Here is a 19,787-nt window from a genome sequence, read left to right as displayed (position 1 = left end):
GACTGTTCGTCAGATTAGCGATACCCTTCCGCGCTGTCAGCAGGACCAGCAGTCCGGAGGCCGCGATGACGGCAACGCTCAAGGACACCACTGCGATCGTCGGCATAGGTCAGACCCCCTTCGCCCGACAACTCCCCGAATCCGAGAAAACCCTGGCCTGTCGCGCCGTCCTCGCCGCGCTGGACGACGCGGGCATCCCCCCTTCCCAGGTCGACGCCTTCGCCTCGTACACCATGGAGGAGACCGACGAGGTCGAGCTCGCCAAGGCCATCGGCGCGGGCGACGCGACCTTCTTCTCCCGCGTCGGCTACGGCGGCGGCGGTTCCTGCGCCACCGTCGCGCACCTCGCCGCCGCGATCACCACCGGTCAGGCGACCGTCGGCGTGGCCTGGCGCTCACGCAAGCGCGGCTCCGGCCCGCGCCCGTGGACCGACACCCGGGCCCAGCTCCCCACCCCGGCCCAGTGGACCCGCCCCTATGGACTCCTGCGCCCGGTGGACGAGATCGCGATGCTCGCCCGCCGCTATATGCACGAGTACGGCGCCACCCGGGACCATCTCTTCGACGTCGCCCTGGCCTGCCGCAACCGCGCCAACCAGAATCCCGCCGCGATGATGTACGACCGTCCGCTGACCCGCGAGATGTACATGACCTCGCGCTGGATCAGCGAGCCGCTCTGTCTCTTCGACAACTGCCTGGAAACGGACGGCGCGCTGGCCTGCGTCGTCGTCTCGGCTGACCGTGCCCGCGACTGCCGCCGCGCCCCCGTGTATGTGCACTCCGCCGCCCAGGGGCTGCCCGCCCAGCACCACGGCATGGTCAACTACTGGACCGACGACCCGCTGAGCGGCCCCTCCTGGGCCGCCGCCCGGCAGCTGTGGAAGCACGCCGACTTCGGCCCGGCCGACGTCCATGTGGCCCAGATCTACGACGCGTTCACCCCGCTGATCCCGCTCTCGCTCGAGGGCTACGGCTTCTGCGGGCGCGGCGAGGGCGCGGCCTTCTCCGAGGGCGGCGCCCTCGAGATCGGCGGCCGGCTTCCTATCAACACCGGTGGCGGCGGGCTGAGCGAGGCCTACGTCCATGGTTTCAACCTCATCACCGAAGGTGTCCGGCAACTCCGCGGCAGCTCCACCGCGCAGGTGCCCGGCGCCACGACGTGCCTGGTCACGGCGGGCGAGGGCGTCCCCACTTCGGCACTTCTGCTGAGGAGTTGAGTGCTCATGTCCTCCATGATGAGGGGCACCACTGACAACGGGCCGCTGCTGCCCGTGGCGGACGCGGACGGCCTGCCGTTCTGGGAGTACGCCGCACGCGGTGAGCTGCGCGTTCAGGCCTGCCCGGACTGTCACGCGCCGCGTTTCCCGCCCCGCCCCTGCTGCCCCGGCTGCGGTTCGTTCGCCACCGAGTGGCGCCGGATGTCCGGGCGCGGGCACATCTGGTCGTACGTCCTGCCCCATCCGCCCCTCCTGCCCGCGTACGCCGCACAGGTGCCGTACAACGTCGTCATCGTGGAGCTCGCCGACTCCCCCGGCATCCGCCTGGTCGGCAATGTGGTGGCGGCGGCCGATGCGGGCCTCGGCTCGGTACCGCCCTCGCGGCTGCGGATCGGCGCGCCCGTCACGGCGGTGTTCGCCGAGGTCTCGCCCGGCGTCACCGTGCCGCGCTGGATCCTGGAGGGCCGATGACCGTCCGCACCGACATCCGGCCGGACGGGGTCGCGCTCGTCACGCTGGACCGGCCCGAACGCCACAACGCCATCGACCTCCCCACGGCCGCCCGGCTGAAGCGGCTGTGGGGCGAGTTCCGCCGCGACGACGGCGTCCGGGCCGTCGTGCTGACCGGCGCGGGGGACCGCGCCTTCTGCACGGGCATCGACCGCTCGGCGGACGTCCCGCAGCCCGGCTCCCCGTACTCCCTGGACGACCCCCTCCTGGACGTCGGACCCAAGGCCGCCGACCTGTGGAAACCGGTCGTGGCGGCTGTCGGCGGCATGGCCTGCGGCGGGGCGTTCTACCTGCTGGGCGAGTCGGAGTTCCTCGTCGCCTCCGAGAACGCGACCTTCTTCGACCCCCACACCTCGTACGGCATGGTCAGCGCCTACGAGTCCCTTCACATGGCCCAGCGCATGCCCTTCGGCGAGGCCGCGCGCATGGCGCTGACGGGCACGGCCGAGCGCCTCTCCGCCCGCCGCGCGTACGACATCGGGCTGGTCTCGGAGCTCACCCCGCCGGGCGAGGCCGTGGCCGCGGCCCTGCGCGTGGCGGCCGTGATCGCCGCCTGCCCGACCGAGGCGGTCCAGGGCACCGTGCGCGCCCTCTGGGCGGCCAAGGAAGCCGCCCGCGCGCACGCCTTCGCCCTGGCCCCCCACCTCGTCTCGCTGGGGAGCCTGCCGCCGGCGGACCAGGCGGCACGCTTCGCCGCCCGCACCCGCGACCACCGGGTGCGGTGACCGCGGGCCGTCACCGCCGCGACAGACCCGTCCCCTTCGCCGCGTCCAGCGCGTAGACGCACCGGTCCTTGCTGCACGCGTAGACGACGCCGGCGGCCGCCACCGGCGAGCCGGTGATCTCGCCGCCCGTGGCCAGCTTCCAGCGGAGCTGCCCGCCCGCCGCGTCCACCGTGTAGAGACAGTGGTCGGCCGAGCCGAAGTGGACCCTGCCGTCGGCGACGACGGGGGCCCCGACGATCTCGCCGCCCGCCGCGAAACGCCACCTGGGCGTGCCCGTGACGGCGTCCAGCGTGTACAGCGCGCTGCCGCTGCCCAGGTGCACCGCCCCGGCCGAGACCAGCACCGGCTCGGTCGACTGGCGGGCCTCGGTGGCGATGCGCCAGCGGTCGCGACCGGTCGTCGCGTCCAGGGCGTACACCGTGCCCAGGTAGTCGGCGATGTAGACGCCGCCACCGGTCACCGCGGGCCCGGAGGCGAACGCGGGCGCGCTCAGGAACACCGCCGGCGCCTCGAAGCGCCAGCGCACGTCGCCCCGCGCCACGTCGATCGCGAGGACGCGCGTCCCGGCGGCGACGTAGACGACGCCGTCGGGCGCCTGCAGCAGCCGCACCGGCACGCCACCGCAGGCCGCCGTGTCGCCCACGGGGTACGACCAGCGCTCCACGCCCGTGCGGGCCTCGAGCGCGCGCAGCCGCGCGTCGGCCCACACGTACACCGTGCCGTCGTGGACGACCGGCCCGCAGTCGGGGGTCTCGAAGTCGGTCTGCGCCCCGCTCATCTCCCACAGCAACTCGCCGTTGGCGGCTTCCCAGGCCTGGACGCCGCCGCCACGGGTGCCCGTGACCACGGTGCCCCGGTCGGCCTTGAGGGAGTACACCCACCCGTCGGTCGCCAGCCGCCACCGTTCCGTACCGTCGGCGGCGTCGAGCGCGTAGAGGGTCGGGCCGTCGGAGGCATGTATGCGGCCGTCGGCGACGGCCATGGCCCAGGCCACGTCGCGGGTCTTGAACTGCCGTCGCCCGCTGGCCACATCGAGGGCGTGGACCTCGAAGGACGTGACGTACAGCAGGTCCTCGGAGACGACGGGGGTGCCCCACACGTCGTTGGACATGCGGAACCGCCACGGCCGCCAACGTCCCGGGGTCTCCTGGGTGTTGGCGCCGCCGTCCGGCGTCGCTTCCGGCGCGGGCGCCGGCGGCTGGGCGGGCACGGCCGCCATGGGCGAGCCGACCGGGGGGCGTACCCAGCCGGTCGTGGAGCTCGCGCCCGTACGGTCGAGCGGATCGCGCGCGTCGGCGACGCGCGGCCCCGGGCCGATCGGCACCTGCGAGCCCGCCAGCCGGACGGTCCCGTCGGGCGCGGCGGCCGCCGGGACGGCGGCGTGCCGGCCCTGCGGGCTGATGGGGGCCACCCCGGAGCGTGCGGCGTGCGGACCGCTCAGCCCGCCCCGGGGGTCGGGCGCACCCACGGCGGACCGGCCGGCGACCGGGCCGCTCGCGTGGCCGTCGCCCCAGGCGGCCGGGGCGCGGCCGCCCGACGGCTCGTACGCCGGCTCAGGGGTGCGGGCGGGAGTCGGCGGCTGGGCGGGCCGGGGCGGCGCGCTCGGCCGGCTCCGGCCGCCGCCACGGGCCCCTCCGGCGGCGGGCGGGCGGTGCCCGGCCCGGCGCTGCTCGATCAGGGAGACGGCGTTGTCGGGCAGCCATGCGGAGGCCGTGCCGCTGTCGTCGTCCCCGCCGGAGGCGAACAGATGCGGGGCGAGCTGGGACTGCAGGTCGGCCGGGCTGGGGCGGCTCTCCGCCGCCATCTGCATGCAGGAGTCGATGAGCGGTCGCAGCTCGTCCGGCAGGCCGCTCAGGTCCGGGCCCTCCCTGAGCAGCATGAAGACCGTCTCGACGGGGTTGGCGCCGTGGAAGGGGGCGTGCCCGGTCGCGGCGAAGACCAGCGTGGAGCCCAGGGAGAAGATGTCGCTGGCGCCCGTGACGCTGCGGGAATCGCGCGCCTGTTCGGGTGACATGTACGCGGGGGTGCCGACGGCCACATTGGTCATGGTCAGGCGCGTGTTGGAGACACCCGACGCGATGCCGAAGTCGATGACCCGCGGACCGTCCTCCACCACGAGCACGTTCGACGGCTTGAGGTCGCGGTGCACGAGCCCGGCGCCGTGGATGGACTGCAGCGCCTCCGCGATGCCGGCGGCCAGCCAGCGCACGGCCTGGGCCGGGAGCGGCCCGCACTCATTGACTATCTCCTCGAGCGAGGGCGCGGGGACGTACGCGGTGGCCAGCCAGGGCACGGCCGCCCGCGGATCGGCGTCCACGACGGCGGCGGTGTAGAAACCGCTGACCGCACGAGCCGCTTCCACCTCACGGGTGAAGCGGACGCGGAAGAGCTGGTCCTCCGCGAGCTCCGTACGCACCGTCTTGATCGCCACGCGCCGGCCGGACGCCGAGCGGGCGAGATAGACCAGCCCCATGCCGCCGGCACCGAGTCGGCCGAGCACCTCGAACGGGCCGATCCGTCTCGGGTCGTGCTGCGTAAGCTGCTCCACCACTGACCTGCCACCTCCCCGTGGGGGCTTGAAGAGTTTCAGCCCCGTGCAGCGTCTCACCGCGAAATTATCCCGGGGTACGCACCCTGATTCTTCCTGGCGAAGCCCCCGGTTGCGAACCCGGGGCACGCTTCGCCGTGTCTCCGCCATATCCGGCCATATGCCATCACATGCGGATCACTCGCCCCTACACCCCCTCCTCACCTCGCGTTTTTCTCCCCTCCCCCGTCCCGCCCCGCGCCGGCTACCCCTGTCCCGGCCGGGTGACGTCGGAGACGTCGATGACCGCGAAGTCGGCCCCCTGGTCGTCGGCGAGCACGGCGAAGCGCCCGTAGGGCGTCTCCTGCGGATCCCGGCGGACCCGGCCGCGCAGACGCAGCGCCGTGCGCACCGTGTCGTCGCAGTCCTCGACGACGAAGTAGACGAGGAAGTGGGCGGGCATCTCCTGGGGGAACCGGCCATCCATGACGGCCCGGCCCGCCACGGCGTTCTCCGGGGCGGCGGCCTTTCCTGTGGGCGTCCATATCGCGAACTCGACGCCCGCCTCGTCGCTCACGTCATGGGTGCTGAAGCCGAAGACCGCCTCGTAGAAGGGGTCGATCGCCTTGGCGTCCCAGGTGAACACCTCGGCCCAGCCGAACGAGCCGGGCTCGCCCCGCTTCTCGAAGCCCTTGTGGCTGCCCGCCTGCCAGACCCCGAACACCGCTCCTCCGGGGTCGACGGCCATGAGCATCGTGCCGAACGGGCCGACCGCCATCGGCCCCATGATGATCTGCCCGCCCGCGGCCCGGATCCGGTCCGCCGTGGCGGCGGCGTCGGCGGAGGCGAAGTAGACGGACCAGGCCGTCGGCATCCGGCCGTCGGACTTGGGCGCGAGCGCCGCGACGTTCTTCCCGTCGTGGAAGGCCTGGGTGTAGTGGCCGTACTCGCCGCCGCTGTCCTGGAAGGTCCAGCCGAGGAGTTCGCCGTAGAACCGCTTGCCGGCCTCGACGTCGGACAGCATCACATCCGCCCAGCAGGGCACGCCTTCCTGGATTCCGTCCGTGGCTGTGCTCATGGTCGGCTCCTTCCCGCGCGACCGGACTGCGCGACCGGGCTGTGCGAGGTGGACACGACACCCGGCGCACCGGGTGTTCTCGCTGCCACGGTAAGGGCCTTTCCCCGATCCCGCTCGGCCTGTGGATAGCGCCGGGAATGCGCCTGTGGATATCCGCGTCCACAGCTTGTTGATAGGACAATTCACCGGTACGGGCCAATCCGGTTCAACTGTCTTCCCGGACCCTCGCAACGGCTCTGACCTGCGGTTGTACCCCACCGCAGACCCCCGCCCCCATTTGCATGCGGCCGAATCGCGCTCCGATCACCCCTCGGTAAGCTGACGGCATGACAGGACAAGTACGCACCGTCGACGGCCGGGTGGCCGGTCGGCGCGGCCAGGCGACGCGGCAGAAGCTGCTCGACTGCCTCAGTGAAATGCTCAGCTCCTCGCCCTACCGGGATGTCAAGGTCATCGACGTCGCCCGCAGGGCCGGCACCTCACCCGCGACCTTCTACCAGTACTTCCCCGACGTCGAGGGCGCCGTCCTCGAGATCGCGGAGGAAATGGCGAAGGAAGGCGCAAGCCTGACCGAATTCGTCGCCGGGCGCTCATGGGTGGGCAGGTCCGGCTGGCAGGCGGCCGAGGAACTCGTCGACGGCTTCCTGGCCTTCTGGCGGAAACACGACGCGATCCTCCGCGTCGTCGATCTCGGGGCGGCCGAGGGCGACAAGCGGTTCTACAAGATCCGCATGAAGATCCTCAACGCCGTCACCAACTCCCTGACGGACTCCGTCAAGGAGCTCCAGGCCAAGAACAAGGTGGACAAGGACGTCAATCCGGCCGCCGTGGCCGGCGCGCTCGTCGCCATGCTCGCGGCCGTGGCCTCGCACCAGAAGGGCTTCCAGAGCTGGGGCGTCAAGCAGGCCGAGCTCAAGCCCAACCTGGCACTGCTGGTGCACCTGGGCATCACGGGCAAGAAGCCGACCAAGTAACGCCCGGAGCCGCCGGCCGAACAGGCCCCGGCGCACGGCGATCCGGCGCGAGAGCGCCGCACCACGCACGTCCTGTCATCGCAGCGGCGGGCCGCTCGGGCTCGGCCCCGTGCGGCCCGCCGCGGTGCGACGCGCCGGCGGACGCCGCTCGCGCGTTCCCTTTCTCCGCACCGCACCCACCGCGCTCGTCCCCCGCGCCCGTCGCCGACGTCCGCTCACCGCGACTGTCGCCCGCTCACCGCGACTACCGCCGTTCCAGCCGGAAGAGCCGGATCTCCCGCTCGATACGCGCCTGATAGCGCGCGTACGGAGGCCAGAAGTCGAGCACCGCCGCCCACGCGGCCTCCCGCTCCACCCCCCGCAACAGCCGCGCCCGCACGGGAATGTCCTGCCCCTTCCAGCTGATCTCCGCGTCCGGGTGCTTCAGCAGATTCGCCGTCCAGGCGGGGTGACCGGGCCGCCCGAAGTTGCTGCCGATCAGAACCCATGTGTCATCGCCCGCGCCCCGCTCCGGCATGCACGCCAGGGGCGTCCGCCGGGCCTGGCCGCTCCTGGCGCCCGTGGACGTCAGGACGACGCCGGGCAGCATGCGAGCGCTCAGCAGCGCCCTTCCGCCCGTCAACCGGTGCACCGCCCGGTCCACGGCCGGGAGGAAATGCGGGGCGACCCTGGCGAACGTACGACTCGAGGACACCCTCTGCACCAGGCGCACCAAGGCGGCCATCACAGCACCACCGCTTCCCGGTCGTCCGTCGCGTCAAACAGCCCGGCCGCTGCCGCCGCCCGCGCGCGCAGACCGTGCACCGGCCCGAACAGCAGCTCGTCCGACGTCGCCCGTTTGAAGTACAGCTGCGCGTCGTGGTCCCAGGTCACCCCTATGCCTCCGTGCAGCTGAATCGCCTCACCGGCGACCAGCCGGGCCGTCTCCAGCGCCCTCGCGAGCGCCACGCCCGCGACGGCCGCGCCGACGGCCGCCTGCCCCGCACCGGCGGCCCACGCCGCGTAGTACGCCGCCGACCGGGCCGCCTGTACGGCCACGTGGAGATCCGCCAGCCGGTGCCCCACGGCCTGGAAGGAGCCGATCGGCCTGCCGAACTGTTCCCGCACGCGCGCGTACTCCACGGTTCGCTCCAGCACCCGGTCCGCCGCGCCGACCGCCTCAGCCGCCAGGACGGCCGCCACGGTGCCGCCCAGCGCCGCCAGGGCGCCGCCCGCGTCGTCGTCCGCAGCGTCGTCCGCCTCGCCCAGTCGCTCGGCCCGTACGTCCCGCAGCTGGACGCGAGCCTGGGGCCGGGTCTCGTCGAGAGCGGTCAGCCGCCTGCGGACCACACCGGGCGCCTCCTCCGGCCGGACGAGGAAGAGCAGCGTCCGGCCGCGCACGTACCCGCCGGTGTGCGCGGCGACCAGCAGGAGGCCGACGCTGTGCCCGTCCAGTACCTGGCCGGCCTCGCCGTAGAGCCGCCAGCCGTCGTCCGTCCGCCGCGCCTGCACGCCGCCCGACCGGCCCCCGCCGGACCAGTCGGCCGCGTTCCCTCCGGCCTCCCTCCCACTGATGGCAGCGGCCCGATCGGTCAGGCCGAGGGCGGCGGGGATGGTGCCGCTCGGCAGCACGAGCGTTCCGGTCAGCTCACCGGAGGCGAGACGAGGCAGCAGCTTCTCGCGCTGCTCCCGGGTGCCGTGCGCGGCCACGAGCGGCGTGGTGAGCGCGGCCGTCGCGAACAGCGGCGAGGGGCACAGCGCGCGCCCGGTCTCCTCGCACGCCAGGGCGAGCTCCATCGACCCGTAGCCGGCTCCCCCGTACCGTTCCTCCACCGCCAGCCCCGCCAGCCCCAGCTCGCGCCCGAGCCGCCGCCACAGCTCCTCGTCGTAGCCGCCCGGGGTCAGTACCGCCGCTCTGACATCACCGGAACCGCAGTGCTTGAGCAGCACATCACGGACGGTACGCCGGATCTCCCGCTGCTCCTCGCTGACCGTGGCATCCATGAGCGGCACCCCTCTCGGCAGAACTGACGGTGGGTCATATTAGGTTCGCGCGACCGGCTTTCCCAGAGCGCAGCTGATGTACCGTCAGATACATGACTCCAGGCAAGCGCAGAGCCGCCGTCCTCGGTGTCGCCCTCGCGGACTGCGGCCGTCTCGACACGACCACGCCGTACGCCCTGCACGCCCAGGCCGCCCGCCGCGCCCTCGCCGACTCCGGCCTCGGCAAGGACCTCGTCGACGGATTCGCCTCCGCCGGGCTCGGCGCGCTCGCCCCCGCCGACGTCGCGGAATACCTGGGCCTGCGCCCCACCTGGGTGGACTCCACCGCCGTCGGCGGCTCCACCTGGGAGGTCATGGCCGCCCACGCCGCCGACGCCATCGCCGCCGGGCACGCGAACGCCGTCCTGCTGGTGTACGGATCCACCGCCCGCGCCGACATCAGGGCCGGCCGCCGCACCGCCGCCCTCTCCTTCGGCAACCGGGGCCCCGCACAGTTCGAAGCCCCCTACGGCCACACCCTCATCGCCAAGTACGCGATGGCGGCCCGGCGCCACATGCACCAGTACGGGACAACCCCGGCCCAGCTGGCCGGCATCGCCGTACAGGCCCGCGCCAACGCCGCGCACAACCCGCACGCCATGTACCGCACCCCCCTGACGATCGACGACGTGCTCTCCGGCCCCGTGATCGCCGACCCCTTCACCAAGCTCCAGTGCTGCATCCGCTCCGACGGCGGCTGCGCCGTCCTCCTGGCGGCCGAGGAGTACGTCGCCGACGCCGCGAAGCCGCCGGTGTGGGTGCTGGGAGCGGGCACGGCCGTGTCGCACACCGCGATGTCCGAGTGGGAGGACTTCACGGTCACCCCCGCGGCCGCGTCCGGACGCCTGGCCTTCGAGCGCGCCGGCGTCGCACCGCACGAGATCGACGTGGCGGAGCTCTACGACGCCTTCACCTATATGACCCTCGTGACGCTGGAGGACCTGGGCTTCTGCGCGAAGGGCGAGGGCGGCGCGTTCGCCGCGGACGGGCGGCTGACCGTCCACGGCGACCTTCCCGTCAACACCGACGGCGGCGGGCTCTCCGCCTGCCATCCTGGCATGCGGGGACTGTTCCTCCTGGTGGAGGCCGTGCGCCAGCTGCGCGGCGAGGCCGAGGACGGCCGCCAGGTGCGGACGGCCGACGGGGCCGCGCCCCGGCTCGCCGTCGCCTCGGGGACCGGCGGCTGGTTCTGCTCCTCCGGCACGGTCGTCCTGGGCCGCGACTGACCGGCCCCCTCACCCCCCTCGCACCCGGCCGGCCGCGTCACTCCGGCCGGAACACCGGTATCGCCACCGGGACGCCGGGATCCCGGCGGAAAGCCACCCGAAGCCGCATGCCGATGCGCAGTTCCCGCTCGGGACAGTCGACCACCTCGGTCATCATGCGCGGCCCTTCCTCGAGATCGACCACAGCGGCCGTGTACGGCAGCCTGGCCCCGAAGGGCGGAAGGTCGTTCACATGGATCACGGACCAGGTGTAGAGCCGGGCGCGGCCGCTCGCCTCCTCCCAGGCGACCTCCGTGCTCCAGCACCGCGGGCAGAATTCGCGCGGATAGTGGTGCGCCTTCCCGCAACCGGCGGCGTGGCAGCGGCGTATCAGCAGCCGGCCGTCGGCCGCGGCGGCCCAGTACGGCCGTGTGAAGTCGTCGATCTCCGGCACGTCGGAGCGCGGCGATCCGTTCACGGTGCCCACCTCGTCATCTGTTCCGGATTGTTCGGACCGTTCCGGCGCAAGACCGTTCCTGACTGCTTGTCAAATCTGTAATCTGACTCAACGTCAGCTTATCGGCCAGCGAGCAGGAGTGGGCGAGAACGATGCTCGGATCTACTCACGGCACCCTCACCACCACCTCCCGTCCGGCCCGCGTGGTGGCCTGCGGCAATCGCCCCGGCCCCGTGGTCCACGGCACCGCTGCCGCCGAGGACGTGGACGTCAGCGGACGCCCTTTGCGGTCGGACGTCCCCGACCTGGACCGGTTCTTCCGGCCCGAGTCCGTGGCCGTCATCGGCGCCTCGGAGACCGAAGGACGCCCCAACACCGGCATCACCCGCCAACTGATCACCTGGGCCGAGCGCGTCGGCGCCCGCGTCCACCCCGTACACCCCACGAGAACCACCGTCTTCGGCCTCCCCTGCCACCCTTCGGTCCGCGACCTGCCCGAGCAGGTCGATCTCGCCGTCCTCCTCGTCGGCGACCCGACCGCCGTCATCGAGGAACTCGCCGACTGCAAGATCAAGTTCGCCGTCGCCTTCGCCTCCGGATTCGCCGAGGCCGGAGGCGAAGGCGCCGCCGCCCAGGCCCGGCTCGCCGCGGCCGTCCGACGCGCCGGCATCCGCCTCCTCGGCCCGAACACCAACCTCAACGCCTTCGAGCACTTCCGCGACGATCTCCAGGGCCCGGCGATCGCCCTGATCACCCAGTCAGGCCACCAGGGCCGACCGGTCTTCGCCCTGCAGGAGCTGGGCATCCGCCTCTCCCACTGGGCCCCGACCGGCAACGAGGCGGACCTGGAATGCGCCGACTTCATCTCCTACTTCGCCACCCGGCCCGAGGTCGGGGCGATCGCCGCCTATGTGGAGGGCCTCAAGGACGGGCGGGCCTTCCTGCTCGCCGCCGATCGCGCCGCCCGCCACAAGGTGCCCGTCGTCGCCGTCAAGGTCGGCAGGACCGAGACCGGCGCCCGCACCGCCGCGACCCACACCGGCAAGCTGACCGGCGCGGACGACGTGGTGGACGCCGCGATGCGGCAGTTCGGCGTGATCCGGGTGAACGGCCTGGACGAGCTTCAGGACACCGCCGCCCTGCTCGCCCGGGCCCGGCCGCCCCGGGCCACGGGCGTCGCCGTGTATTCGATCTCCGGCGGCACCGGCGCCCACTTCGCGGACCTGGCCACGGCGGCCGGCCTCGAACTGCCCGTCCTGTCCCCCGGCAAACAGAGCGAACTGCACCAGTGGATACCCGGCTACCTGAGCGTGGCCAACCCCATCGACAACGGCGGTCACCCCGTCGGCGACTGGCGCGGCCGCAAGATCATTGATGCCGTGCTCGCCGACCCCGCCATCGGCGTCCTCGTGTGCCCCGTCACCGGCCCCTTCCCGCCCCTGAGCGACAGGCTCGTGCGGGACCTCGTCGACGCGGCGGAGACCACGGACAAGCTGGTCTGCGTGGTGTGGGGCTCCCCGGTCGGCACCGAGGACGCCTACCGCACCACCCTCCTCGGCTCCTCGCGCGTGGCCACCTTCCGCACCTTCTCCAACTGCGTCACGGCCGTCCGCGCCTATCTGGACCACCACCGCTTCACGGCCGGCTACCGCTCCCCCTTCGACGACGCGCCCCGTTCCCTTTCCCCCTCGGCGCGCAAGGCGCAGGCACTGCTGCGCCCGGGCGAGCAGCTCAGCGAGCACGCGGCGAAACAACTCCTGCGCGCCTACGGCATCCGCGTGCCCCGCGAGCAGCTGGTGACCAGCGCCGCGGCGGCCGTGCGAGCGGCGGCCCAGGTGGGCTACCCGGTCGTCATGAAGGCCTCGGGCCCTCAGCTGGCCCACAAGAGCGAACTCGGTCTCGTCAGGATCGCGTTGACCTCCGCCAGTCAGGTGCGCGACACCTATCGCGAGCTCACCGACATCGCGCGCTACGAAGACCTTCCCCTGGACGGCGTCCTCGTCTGCCAGATGGTCGGCCCGGGCGTCGAGATGGCCGTGGGCATCACCCACGACAGTCTCTTCGGCCCCACGGTGACGGCGGGCCTGGGCGGCGTTCTGGTGGAGGTCCTCGCCGACACGGCCGTACGCGTGCCGCCGTTCGACGAGGGCCAGGCACGGACGATGATCGGCGAACTCCGTGGAAAAGCCCTGCTGGGCGGCGTCCGGGGGGCTCCCCCGGCCGACGTGGACGCCCTCGTCGAGACCGTCCTGCGCGTCCAGCACATGGCCCTCGAGCTCGACGGCCTGGCCGAGCTCGACATCAACCCCCTCGTGGTGCTCGAGCGAGGCCAGGGCGCCGTGGCACTCGACGCGCTGGCGTTCTGCCGCTGAACCATGTTCTGCCGCCGAACCAAGGAGCCTTCGCATGAGCCTCTCCCCCCGTGAGACACCCGTCGGCTGCGATGGACACGGCGAAGCCGACGGGTCCGCGACGTCCATCGAATCCGTTGAGTCATTGGTACTGCACACCACTGACAACGGAGTCTCGTGGATCACGCTCAACCGGCCCCACTCACTCAACGCCATCACCTCCGACCAGCGCGAACACCTGATTTCCCGGCTTTTTCGCGACTCGGCGGACCACGCCGTCCGAGCGGTGGTCATCACCGGTGCCGGCCGGGGCTTCTGCTCCGGCGCGGACCTGCGCGCGGCCCCGGCCGCGGGGCTGACCGAGCGCGTACCCGGCGACGTGGCCCGCATGGTCAAGGACGGCGCCCAGCGGCTGATCAGCGCGGTGCTGGACTGCGAAAAACCTGTGATCGCGGCCGTGAACGGCACCGCGGCGGGGCTCGGGGCGCATCTCGCGCTCGCCTGCGACCTGGTGCTGGCCGCGGAGTCGGCCCGGTTCACCGAGGTGTTCGTGCGGCGCGGCCTGGTCCCCGACGGAGGCGGCGCCTATCTCCTGCCACGGCTCGTCGGGCCGCAGCGCGCGAAGGAACTGATGTTTTTCGGCGACACCCTTTCCGCGGCCGAGGCGGAACGTTTCGGGCTGGTCAATCGCGTGGTGCCGGACGAGGAGCTGGTCGGGACCGCCCGTACCTGGGCCGAACGGCTGGCGAGCGGCCCGACCCGAGCGCTCGCGCTGACGAAGCAGCTGGTCAACGCCTCTCTCGATGGGGGCAGGGCGGCGGCCTTCGCCGCCGAGGCGGCCGCGCAGGAGATCAATTCGGCGACGGCGGACGCGGCCGAGGGCGTCGTCGCCTTCGTGGAGCGGCGCGACGCCGCGTTCCGGGGACGCTGAACGTACGCCGTGCGAGGCGCCGGGCCACGGCGGTCGCGGCGCGTGCCGGAAGGGTTCCGATCTCATGGCTCATCGGATTCAATGGGCCGCATGATGGGACACGCCGGAATGGCGGCCATCGCGGTGCGCTGTCTGCGGTCCACGGGCTCACCGGCCCTCACCGCCCAGCCTCGCGACCCCTCGCCCCGCCCCCGACTGCGGGCCGTACGGGCGGACGAGCCGCCCCCGCCGACGCCGGAGGAATTCCGGAACGTCCTCGGCCACTTCGCCAGCGGGGTGACCGTCATCACCGCACCGGGCGAAGAGGGGGAACCCCCTGCGGGGTTCGCCTGCCAGTCCTTCTGCTCGCTGTCACTCGACCCGCCTCTCGTCACGTTCATGGTGGGCCGTGCGTCGACGAGTTGGCCGCGCATCGCGCGGGCCGGAGTCTTCTGCGCCAACATCCTCGGTTCCGGGCAGAAGGACCTCTGCAGAGGTTTCGCGGCCAGAAGCTCGCAGACAGCCGACAAGTTCGCCGGAGTGACACACGAGCCGTCTCCGGTGACCGGTTCGCCAAGGCTCGCTGACGCATCCGCCTGGGTCGACTGCACGATTCACGCCGTGCACACCGGCGGGGACCACCTCATCGTGGTCGGACGCGTGGAGGCCCTCGGAGCCGATCCGGGCGCGGCGGACGCCGGGCCACTGCTGTTCCACCGGGGCGCGTTCGGCGCCTTCGACGCGTTCGGAACGTACGAGGGCTGAGTTCGCGGCGTACACAGGCCGAACCAGGCGGTGCGGCGGCCCCGCTACTTCCTGTGCCTGACCACCTTGGTCAGCACGTACCGCTTGCCGGAGCCCGGCTTGCCGATCTCGTGGTAGATCCGCGGCCCCTTCTGCGTACCGACGACGGTCCAGTCGCGCGTGAGGTCGCAGGCACCGATCCTCAGGAAGACGCCCCGCACCGTGCCCTCCGTCCTGACCGGCTTCCAGGTGCCGGAGCCGTCGCAGTCCGTCGGCCTGTCCTTGCCCGTGCCGTCCCAGACGAAGTTGTCGAGCCCATGGGCGACCGCGTTCCCGTCGGACGCGAGTCTGACGGTCCCCCCACGGCCGTCGGTCCACATACCCGCGAAGTCCGACGTGGCCAGCCGCGGCGGCTCGTACACGCTCACCAGACCCGTGCCGTACGCCCCCGCACCCAGCGCGCCGACGACCAGTGATGCCAGCAGGCCGTCGCGCGTCACCCTCCGGGCCACGCTCCCGGCACGATCCTCGCGGACCCGCCGGGCGGCGGCCCGGCCGGCCAGGGTCGCGGGCAGCAGTACGACGGTGAGCGCCCCCCACCACAGGAGGTAGGCGAGCGGCGGCGCCAAGGAGAGGCTGCCGAGCGCCGCCACGGCACCGAATACGGCCACCGTCACGGCCGAGACCACGGGCACGGCGCCGACGGCCCACCACGGACCGGCGGTCCTGTCACGGGCACGCGCGAACCTACGGGCCAGCGCCAGTGCGGGCATCACGACCGAAGCGGTGACGAAGCCGCTGACGAGCACGGTCAGGAGCAGCACCCCCAGTGCGAGGGCCAGAACCAGCGGGATGTTCCCGGGAATTCCGTCGTGTTCGCGGGAGAGCATGACCAGCGCGGCAGTTGTCCCGCCGATGACGGCCTCCGCGCACAGCGCGGCCATCGAGGCGCAGAACGCGGCACCGAAGCCGTCGCCATGCGGCGCACGCTCGGAACGGTCACACCTCTCGGCGGACGCGGCGTCGGGCGCGTCGTCCCCTATCACATGCGGCTCGGCCTGCTGTGTCATCTCCGCCCCTCCCTCTCCCGAAATGAGTCCCCCAGAGGTCGAGAGGTTCCGCTGCGAAGAGCCCGAGGACCGCGCTCGGTGCTCATCGGCCCACCGACTGTGAGCCCGGGCAGCACGAATGAGCCGTCCGGGCGGTGCATTCCTGCCGAATGATCCAGGTTGCCCCGAATCAAGGCGGCTCGGGCAACAGTACGATCACACCCCGCACTCAGGCAGCGTTCTGTGCGAAAACTGCGGCAGGGATCACACGTCGGGGAGCCTCGGCTACCGGTCGAAGGAGAGGACGCAGCGCGCCACCGAAGGGTTGTTCACCTCGGCTGCCGCGCGCTCGAAATCCTCGACCGGATAGACCTTGGTGACCAGCTCGTCCAGGAGGAGCCGGCCCTCGCGGTACAGCCGTGCGTAGAGCGCGATGTCGCGCTGCGGACGGGAGGAGCCGTAGCGGCAGCCCAGAATCGACTTGTCGAGATAGAGCGAGGAGACGCGGAAGGACGCCTCCGCGTCGGCGGGCGGCACTCCCAGCAGAACCGCGCGGCCGTGTCGGTCGAGGAGGTCGATCGTCTGCCGGATGAGGCGGGTGTCCCCGACGCACTCGAAGGCGTGGTCGACGCCCGTGGGAAGGATCCGCCGCACCGCTGCCGGGACGTCGGGGACGGCGGAGGCGTCGATGAAGTGCGTGGAGCCGAAGCGGCGGGCCGGCGACTCCTTGCGCGCGTCCACGTCGACGGCGACGACGGTGGAGGCCCCGGCGATCCGTGCGCCCTGCAGGACGTTCAGCCCGATGCCGCCCGCGCCGATGACGAGCACGGACTCGCCCTGGCCCACCCGGGCACGGTTGAGGGCCGCCCCGACGCCGGTCAGGACGCCGCAGCCGATGACAGCCGCCGAGAGCAGCGGTACGTCGTCGGGGATCTTGACCGCCTGTACGGCCTTGAGGACGGTGCGCTCCGCGAAGGCGGAGTTGGACGCGAACTGGAACAGCCTCTCTCCTCGCCGGGAGAACGGCCGGCCGGGCCTGCCGATGGCCGAGCGGCACATGGTGGGCCGACCACGGTCGCAGTCGGCGCAGGCACCACAGTTGGCGAGCGTGGACAGTGCGACGTGATCGCCGGGCGTGACATGTGTGACGCCTGGGCCGACGGCCTCCACCACACCCGCGCCCTCGTGACCGAGGACGACGGGCGCGGGATACGGAATGGTGCCGTCGATGACCGACAGGTCGCTGTGGCACAGACCCGCGGCGGCGACGGCGACCAGAACCTCGCCGACGCCCGGATCGCGGACTTCCAGATCGTCGACGACCTGCGGGGACTTGCCGTCGAAGATGACGCCTCGCATGGTGGGTTGTCCTCTCCGGCAGGCTGGGTGATCAGGACGGCCAGACGAGCGACTGGAGTTCGCTGTACGCGTGGAGGGCGAAGGAACCGCCGTCGCGGCCGATGCCGCTCTTCTTGAATCCGCCGAAGGGCGTCTCGGGGTGCCTCCGGACGGTGTTGATACCCACGTTTCCGCTGCGCAGCCCGGCCGCGAGGGCCCAGGCGCGCCCCGTGTCGGCGCTGAAGACATAGTCGTAGAGGCCGTACGAGGTCCCGTTGGCGATACGGACCGCCTCGTCCTCGTCGTCGAAGGGCATGACCACGACGACAGGGCCGAAGATCTCCTCGCGGGCGACGGCCATCTCCGGCGTGGCGTCGGCGATGAGGGTCGGTGCGACGTAGAAGCCGGGCCGGACGGCGGGGCGACTGCCGCCCGCGACGATGCGGGCGCCCTGGTCACGGGCCCCGGCGATGTAGGCCTCGACGCGTTCGCGCTGCGCGGCGGAGATCAACGGGCCGACGATCGTGGAGTTATCCACAGGGCTCCCGATCGTCAGCGCACGGGCGTAGCGTTGCAGACCGGTGACGACCCGCTCGTACAGCGATCGATGGACGAGCGCCCGGGTCGGCGCTGTGCAGACCTGCCCGCTGTGGAAGGACCAGACCGAACCGACCGCCCCGATCGCCGACTCGAGCACCTTGTCGTCGGCGTCCTCCAGGACGATGGCCGCGCCCTTGCCGCCCAGCTCCATCAGGGTGCGCTTCATCGACCTCCCCGCGGTCTCGGCGATCTTCCTCCCCACTCCGGTGGAACCGGTGAAGCTGATCATGTCTACGCCGGGGTGGGCGACGAGCGCCTCTCCGGCGTCCGCGCCCGATCCGGTGACCACGTTGAACACCCCGTCCGGCAGGCCGGCCTCCTGGAAGAGGGGGCCCAGTTCGAGGCAGCAGAGCGGGTCCTGGGGCGCCGGCTTGGCGACGACCGTGTTTCCCATGGCCAGGGCGGGGCCCACTTTGCCCGCGAGATTGACGACCGGGAAGTTGTAGGAGGTGATGCAACCGACGACGCCCACCGGGCGCCGGACCGCGGCGGCGTTCATCAGGCCGCCGGGAGCCGGCGGTCCGGCCGGGACGGGCGACGGCGCGAGCGGGACGACGTCCGGTTCCAGGGCGCCTCGCGCGTAGCGCCGGAAGCGGTCCACGGCCGGAGTCATCTGCAGGCTCTTGGCGACGCGGAGGGTCGCGCCCGTCTCGGCCTGAAGCAGAGGGACGAGTTCCCCTCTGTGTTCCGACAACAGATCAGCGATCCGGTCCAGGACCGCCGCGCGCTCGCGCGGATCGGTACGGGACCAGCCGCTCCGCGCGGCCTGCGCGGCGGCCACGGCGTCGGCGACTTCGGCGGGAGTCGACTCCGGGGCCTCCCCGACGACCTCTTCGGTCGCCGGATTGACAATTGGATAGTGCCCTTTTTCCGGCGCACGCCACGCGCCGGCGATCCAGTGGCCGTACGTCGTCATGGCCGGGCCTCCTTCGGCAGGCCGAGCACGCGCTCGGCGATGATGCCGCGCTGGATCTCGTCCGAGCCGCCATAGATGGTGTCGGCTCGGCTGAAGAGGAACAGGCGTTGCAGGGCGTCCAGTCGGTACGGCCTGTCGGGGTGCCAGTCGTCCGGTCCCAGGACGGCGGGTGCGCCGCGCACCTGCATCGCCAGTTCGCCGAGCCGCCTGTGCCAGCCGGCCCACAGCAGCTTGGCCACGTTGGGCGCCCCCGGTGCGTCGTCGCCCGCCAGGGTCCGCAGGGCGTGCCAGCGCATCGTCTGCAGTTCGGCCCATTGCCGTACGAGCCGGTCCCGTACCGCCGGCTCCTCTGCGGCGCCGGTCCGTACCGCGAGCCGGATCACTCTCGCCAGCTCGGCGGCGAAGCCGATCTGCTGGGCGAGGGTGGACACACCGCGCTCGCGCGCGAGGAGGCCGAGGGCGACCCGCCAGCCGTTGCCCTCCCCGCCGACCACATGCTCGGCACGGGCCTCGGCGCCGTCGAAGAACACCTCGTTGAAGTCGGCGTCGCCCGACAGCTGCCGGATCGGGCGGACCTCGATCCGGCCGGGCTGGTCCATCGGCACGAGAAGAAGGGAGAGCCCGTGGTGGCGTCGCGACCCCGGGGTGGTGCGCGCCAGGACGAAGCACCAGTCGGCCTCGTGGGCATGGGAGGTCCAGGTCTTCTGTCCGCTGATCCGGTACGCACCGCCACCGTCGGCCCGCACGGCGACGGTCCGTACGGCGGCGAGGTCCGACCCGGCGCCGGGTTCGCTGTAGCCCTGGCACCAGAGCTCCTCGCCCCGGGCGATGGCGGGAAGGAAGCGAGTGCGCTGGGCGGCGTCGCCATGGGCGAGGAGGGCGGGGCCCAGGAGGTTCTCGCCGAAGTGGCCGAGGCGGGCGGGCGCGTGGGCCCGGGCGTACTCCTCGGCCCAGACGACCTGCCCGCTGAGGGTCGCGGTCCGGTTCCCGTAGGTGCCGCGCGCGTCGCTCCAGCCGAGGCCGATCCAGCCGCCCGTACCCAGTTCATGCTCCCAGGCACGGCCGGGGACGGGAGGCTGGTCGCCCGCGAGGTGCTCGGCCAGCCAGGCACGCGCCTCGCGGCGGAACGCCTCGTCCTCCGGTCCGAATGCGAAGTCCATCCCC

General features: G+C 72.5%; 17 protein-coding genes. 8 read left to right on the top strand and 9 right to left on the bottom strand.

All coding sequences use genetic code 11. From position 1 onward, the window contains the following. Positions 1–65 precede the first annotated feature (65 nt). Genes AB4K12_RS26800 through AB4K12_RS26790 form a run of 3 tightly spaced genes read left to right on the top strand, consistent with a single transcriptional unit; the run spans position 66 to position 2,452 of the window. Complete coding sequence (locus tag AB4K12_RS26800) at positions 66–1,217, top strand: lipid-transfer protein (protein WP_368436843.1); 1,152 nt, start codon at positions 66–68, stop codon at positions 1,215–1,217. Positions 1,218–1,223: 6 nt separating this feature from the next. Further along, on the top strand, positions 1,224–1,688 hold the full coding sequence (locus tag AB4K12_RS26795) for a Zn-ribbon domain-containing OB-fold protein (RefSeq protein WP_368436841.1): 465 nt from the start codon (positions 1,224–1,226) through the stop codon (positions 1,686–1,688). Next, entirely contained in the window at positions 1,685–2,452 is a 768-nt protein-coding gene (locus AB4K12_RS26790) for an enoyl-CoA hydratase/isomerase family protein (RefSeq protein ID WP_368436839.1), read from the top strand. Before AB4K12_RS26795 ends, AB4K12_RS26790 begins: the two co-directional genes overlap by 4 nt. Before the next feature lie 10 nt (positions 2,453–2,462). Here AB4K12_RS26790 and AB4K12_RS26785 read toward each other — a convergent pair whose 3' ends face one another. Together AB4K12_RS26785 and AB4K12_RS26780 are read right to left on the bottom strand one after the other, a co-directional pair. Next, a complete protein-coding gene (locus tag AB4K12_RS26785) occupies positions 2,463–5,003 on the bottom strand; it encodes a PQQ-binding-like beta-propeller repeat protein (protein WP_368436837.1) in 2,541 nt (846 codons plus the stop codon). A 241-nt stretch (positions 5,004–5,244) separates the two neighbouring features. Further along, entirely contained in the window at positions 5,245–6,057 is an 813-nt protein-coding gene (locus tag AB4K12_RS26780; protein WP_368436835.1) for a VOC family protein, read from the bottom strand. Positions 6,058–6,383: 326 nt separating this feature from the next. Here AB4K12_RS26780 and AB4K12_RS26775 point away from each other — a divergent pair, with 326 nt between their 5' ends. Then, positions 6,384–7,031 carry a TetR family transcriptional regulator gene (locus tag AB4K12_RS26775; protein WP_368436834.1) on the top strand — a complete coding sequence of 216 codons (648 nt, stop codon included), beginning with the start codon at positions 6,384–6,386 and terminating at the stop codon, positions 7,029–7,031. A gap of 244 nt (positions 7,032–7,275) precedes the next feature. On the opposite strand, the gene AB4K12_RS26770 is transcribed toward AB4K12_RS26775, so the two are convergent. Continuing rightward, positions 7,276–7,755 (bottom strand): nitroreductase family deazaflavin-dependent oxidoreductase, encoded by a 480-nt coding sequence (locus AB4K12_RS26770; RefSeq protein WP_368436832.1) that lies wholly within the window; start codon positions 7,753–7,755, stop codon positions 7,276–7,278. After that, a complete protein-coding gene (locus AB4K12_RS26765) occupies positions 7,755–9,014 on the bottom strand; it encodes an acyl-CoA dehydrogenase family protein (protein WP_368436830.1) in 1,260 nt (419 codons plus the stop codon). Before AB4K12_RS26765 ends, AB4K12_RS26770 begins: the two co-directional genes overlap by 1 nt. Before the next feature lie 92 nt (positions 9,015–9,106). Here AB4K12_RS26765 and AB4K12_RS26760 point away from each other — a divergent pair, with 92 nt between their 5' ends. Beyond that, positions 9,107–10,279, top strand: a complete 1,173-nt coding sequence (locus tag AB4K12_RS26760; protein WP_368436828.1) for an acetyl-CoA acetyltransferase — start codon at positions 9,107–9,109, stop codon at positions 10,277–10,279. 37 nt (positions 10,280–10,316) lie between these two features. Here the strand turns inward: AB4K12_RS26760 and AB4K12_RS26755 are convergent, their stop codons facing one another. Beyond that, positions 10,317–10,736 (bottom strand): Zn-ribbon domain-containing OB-fold protein, encoded by a 420-nt coding sequence (locus AB4K12_RS26755; protein WP_368436826.1) that lies wholly within the window; start codon positions 10,734–10,736, stop codon positions 10,317–10,319. A gap of 131 nt (positions 10,737–10,867) precedes the next feature. Between AB4K12_RS26755 and AB4K12_RS26750 the strand changes: the two genes are divergently transcribed. From AB4K12_RS26750 to AB4K12_RS26740, 3 genes are all read left to right on the top strand, one after another. Then, positions 10,868–13,087, top strand: a complete 2,220-nt coding sequence (locus tag AB4K12_RS26750) for an acetate--CoA ligase family protein (RefSeq protein WP_368436824.1) — start codon at positions 10,868–10,870, stop codon at positions 13,085–13,087. Between the two features lie 34 nt (positions 13,088–13,121). Continuing rightward, positions 13,122–13,997: an enoyl-CoA hydratase/isomerase family protein gene (locus AB4K12_RS26745; RefSeq protein ID WP_368436822.1), complete on the top strand. Its 876-nt coding sequence runs from the start codon at positions 13,122–13,124 to the stop codon at positions 13,995–13,997. Between the two features lie 93 nt (positions 13,998–14,090). Then, positions 14,091–14,741 (top strand): flavin reductase family protein, encoded by a 651-nt coding sequence (locus tag AB4K12_RS26740; RefSeq protein WP_368436952.1) that lies wholly within the window; start codon positions 14,091–14,093, stop codon positions 14,739–14,741. A gap of 44 nt (positions 14,742–14,785) precedes the next feature. On the opposite strand, the gene AB4K12_RS26735 is transcribed toward AB4K12_RS26740, so the two are convergent. The 4 genes from AB4K12_RS26735 to AB4K12_RS26720 all read right to left on the bottom strand — a co-directional run bounded on the left by AB4K12_RS26735 (position 14,786) and on the right by AB4K12_RS26720 (position 19,783). Continuing rightward, a complete protein-coding gene (locus AB4K12_RS26735; RefSeq protein WP_368436820.1) occupies positions 14,786–15,790 on the bottom strand; it encodes a hypothetical protein in 1,005 nt (334 codons plus the stop codon). 264 nt (positions 15,791–16,054) lie between these two features. Then, positions 16,055–17,128, bottom strand: coding sequence for a Zn-dependent alcohol dehydrogenase (locus AB4K12_RS26730; RefSeq protein WP_368436818.1), 1,074 nt, complete (start codon positions 17,126–17,128; stop codon positions 16,055–16,057). Between the two features lie 31 nt (positions 17,129–17,159). Further along, complete coding sequence (locus AB4K12_RS26725; RefSeq protein ID WP_368436816.1) at positions 17,160–18,623, bottom strand: aldehyde dehydrogenase; 1,464 nt, start codon at positions 18,621–18,623, stop codon at positions 17,160–17,162. After that, complete coding sequence (locus tag AB4K12_RS26720) at positions 18,620–19,783, bottom strand: acyl-CoA dehydrogenase family protein (protein WP_368436814.1); 1,164 nt, start codon at positions 19,781–19,783, stop codon at positions 18,620–18,622. Before AB4K12_RS26720 ends, AB4K12_RS26725 begins: the two co-directional genes overlap by 4 nt. Positions 19,784–19,787 lie beyond the last annotated feature (4 nt).

This window comes from Streptomyces sp. C36, assembly GCF_040932295.1.
GTDB lineage: Bacteria > Actinomycetota > Actinomycetes > Streptomycetales > Streptomycetaceae > Streptomyces > Streptomyces triculaminicus.
Note: the sequence above shows the minus strand (reverse complement) of the source record. Positions and strands in the feature narration are given on the sequence as shown.

Excerpts from the sequence above, each read along its gene's own strand:
- AB4K12_RS26800 (WP_368436843.1), top strand. The coding sequence starts at position 66 with ATGACGGCAACGCTCAAGGACACCACTGCGATCGTCGGCATAGGTCAG.
- AB4K12_RS26795 (WP_368436841.1), top strand. The coding sequence starts at position 1,224 with ATGTCCTCCATGATGAGGGGCACCACTGACAACGGGCCGCTGCTGCCC.
- AB4K12_RS26790 (WP_368436839.1), top strand. The coding sequence starts at position 1,685 with ATGACCGTCCGCACCGACATCCGGCCGGACGGGGTCGCGCTCGTCACG.
- AB4K12_RS26780 (WP_368436835.1), bottom strand. The coding sequence starts at position 6,057 with ATGAGCACAGCCACGGACGGAATCCAGGAAGGCGTGCCCTGCTGGGCG.
- AB4K12_RS26775 (WP_368436834.1), top strand. The coding sequence starts at position 6,384 with ATGACAGGACAAGTACGCACCGTCGACGGCCGGGTGGCCGGTCGGCGC.
- AB4K12_RS26770 (WP_368436832.1), bottom strand. The coding sequence starts at position 7,755 with ATGGCCGCCTTGGTGCGCCTGGTGCAGAGGGTGTCCTCGAGTCGTACG.
- AB4K12_RS26765 (WP_368436830.1), bottom strand. The coding sequence starts at position 9,014 with ATGGATGCCACGGTCAGCGAGGAGCAGCGGGAGATCCGGCGTACCGTC.
- AB4K12_RS26760 (WP_368436828.1), top strand. The coding sequence starts at position 9,107 with ATGACTCCAGGCAAGCGCAGAGCCGCCGTCCTCGGTGTCGCCCTCGCG.
- AB4K12_RS26750 (WP_368436824.1), top strand. The coding sequence starts at position 10,868 with ATGCTCGGATCTACTCACGGCACCCTCACCACCACCTCCCGTCCGGCC.
- AB4K12_RS26745 (WP_368436822.1), top strand. The coding sequence starts at position 13,122 with ATGAGCCTCTCCCCCCGTGAGACACCCGTCGGCTGCGATGGACACGGC.
- AB4K12_RS26740 (WP_368436952.1), top strand. The coding sequence starts at position 14,091 with ATGGGACACGCCGGAATGGCGGCCATCGCGGTGCGCTGTCTGCGGTCC.
- AB4K12_RS26735 (WP_368436820.1), bottom strand. The coding sequence starts at position 15,790 with ATGACACAGCAGGCCGAGCCGCATGTGATAGGGGACGACGCGCCCGAC.
- AB4K12_RS26730 (WP_368436818.1), bottom strand. The coding sequence starts at position 17,128 with ATGCGAGGCGTCATCTTCGACGGCAAGTCCCCGCAGGTCGTCGACGAT.
- AB4K12_RS26725 (WP_368436816.1), bottom strand. The coding sequence starts at position 18,623 with ATGACGACGTACGGCCACTGGATCGCCGGCGCGTGGCGTGCGCCGGAA.
- AB4K12_RS26720 (WP_368436814.1), bottom strand. The coding sequence starts at position 19,783 with ATGGACTTCGCATTCGGACCGGAGGACGAGGCGTTCCGCCGCGAGGCG.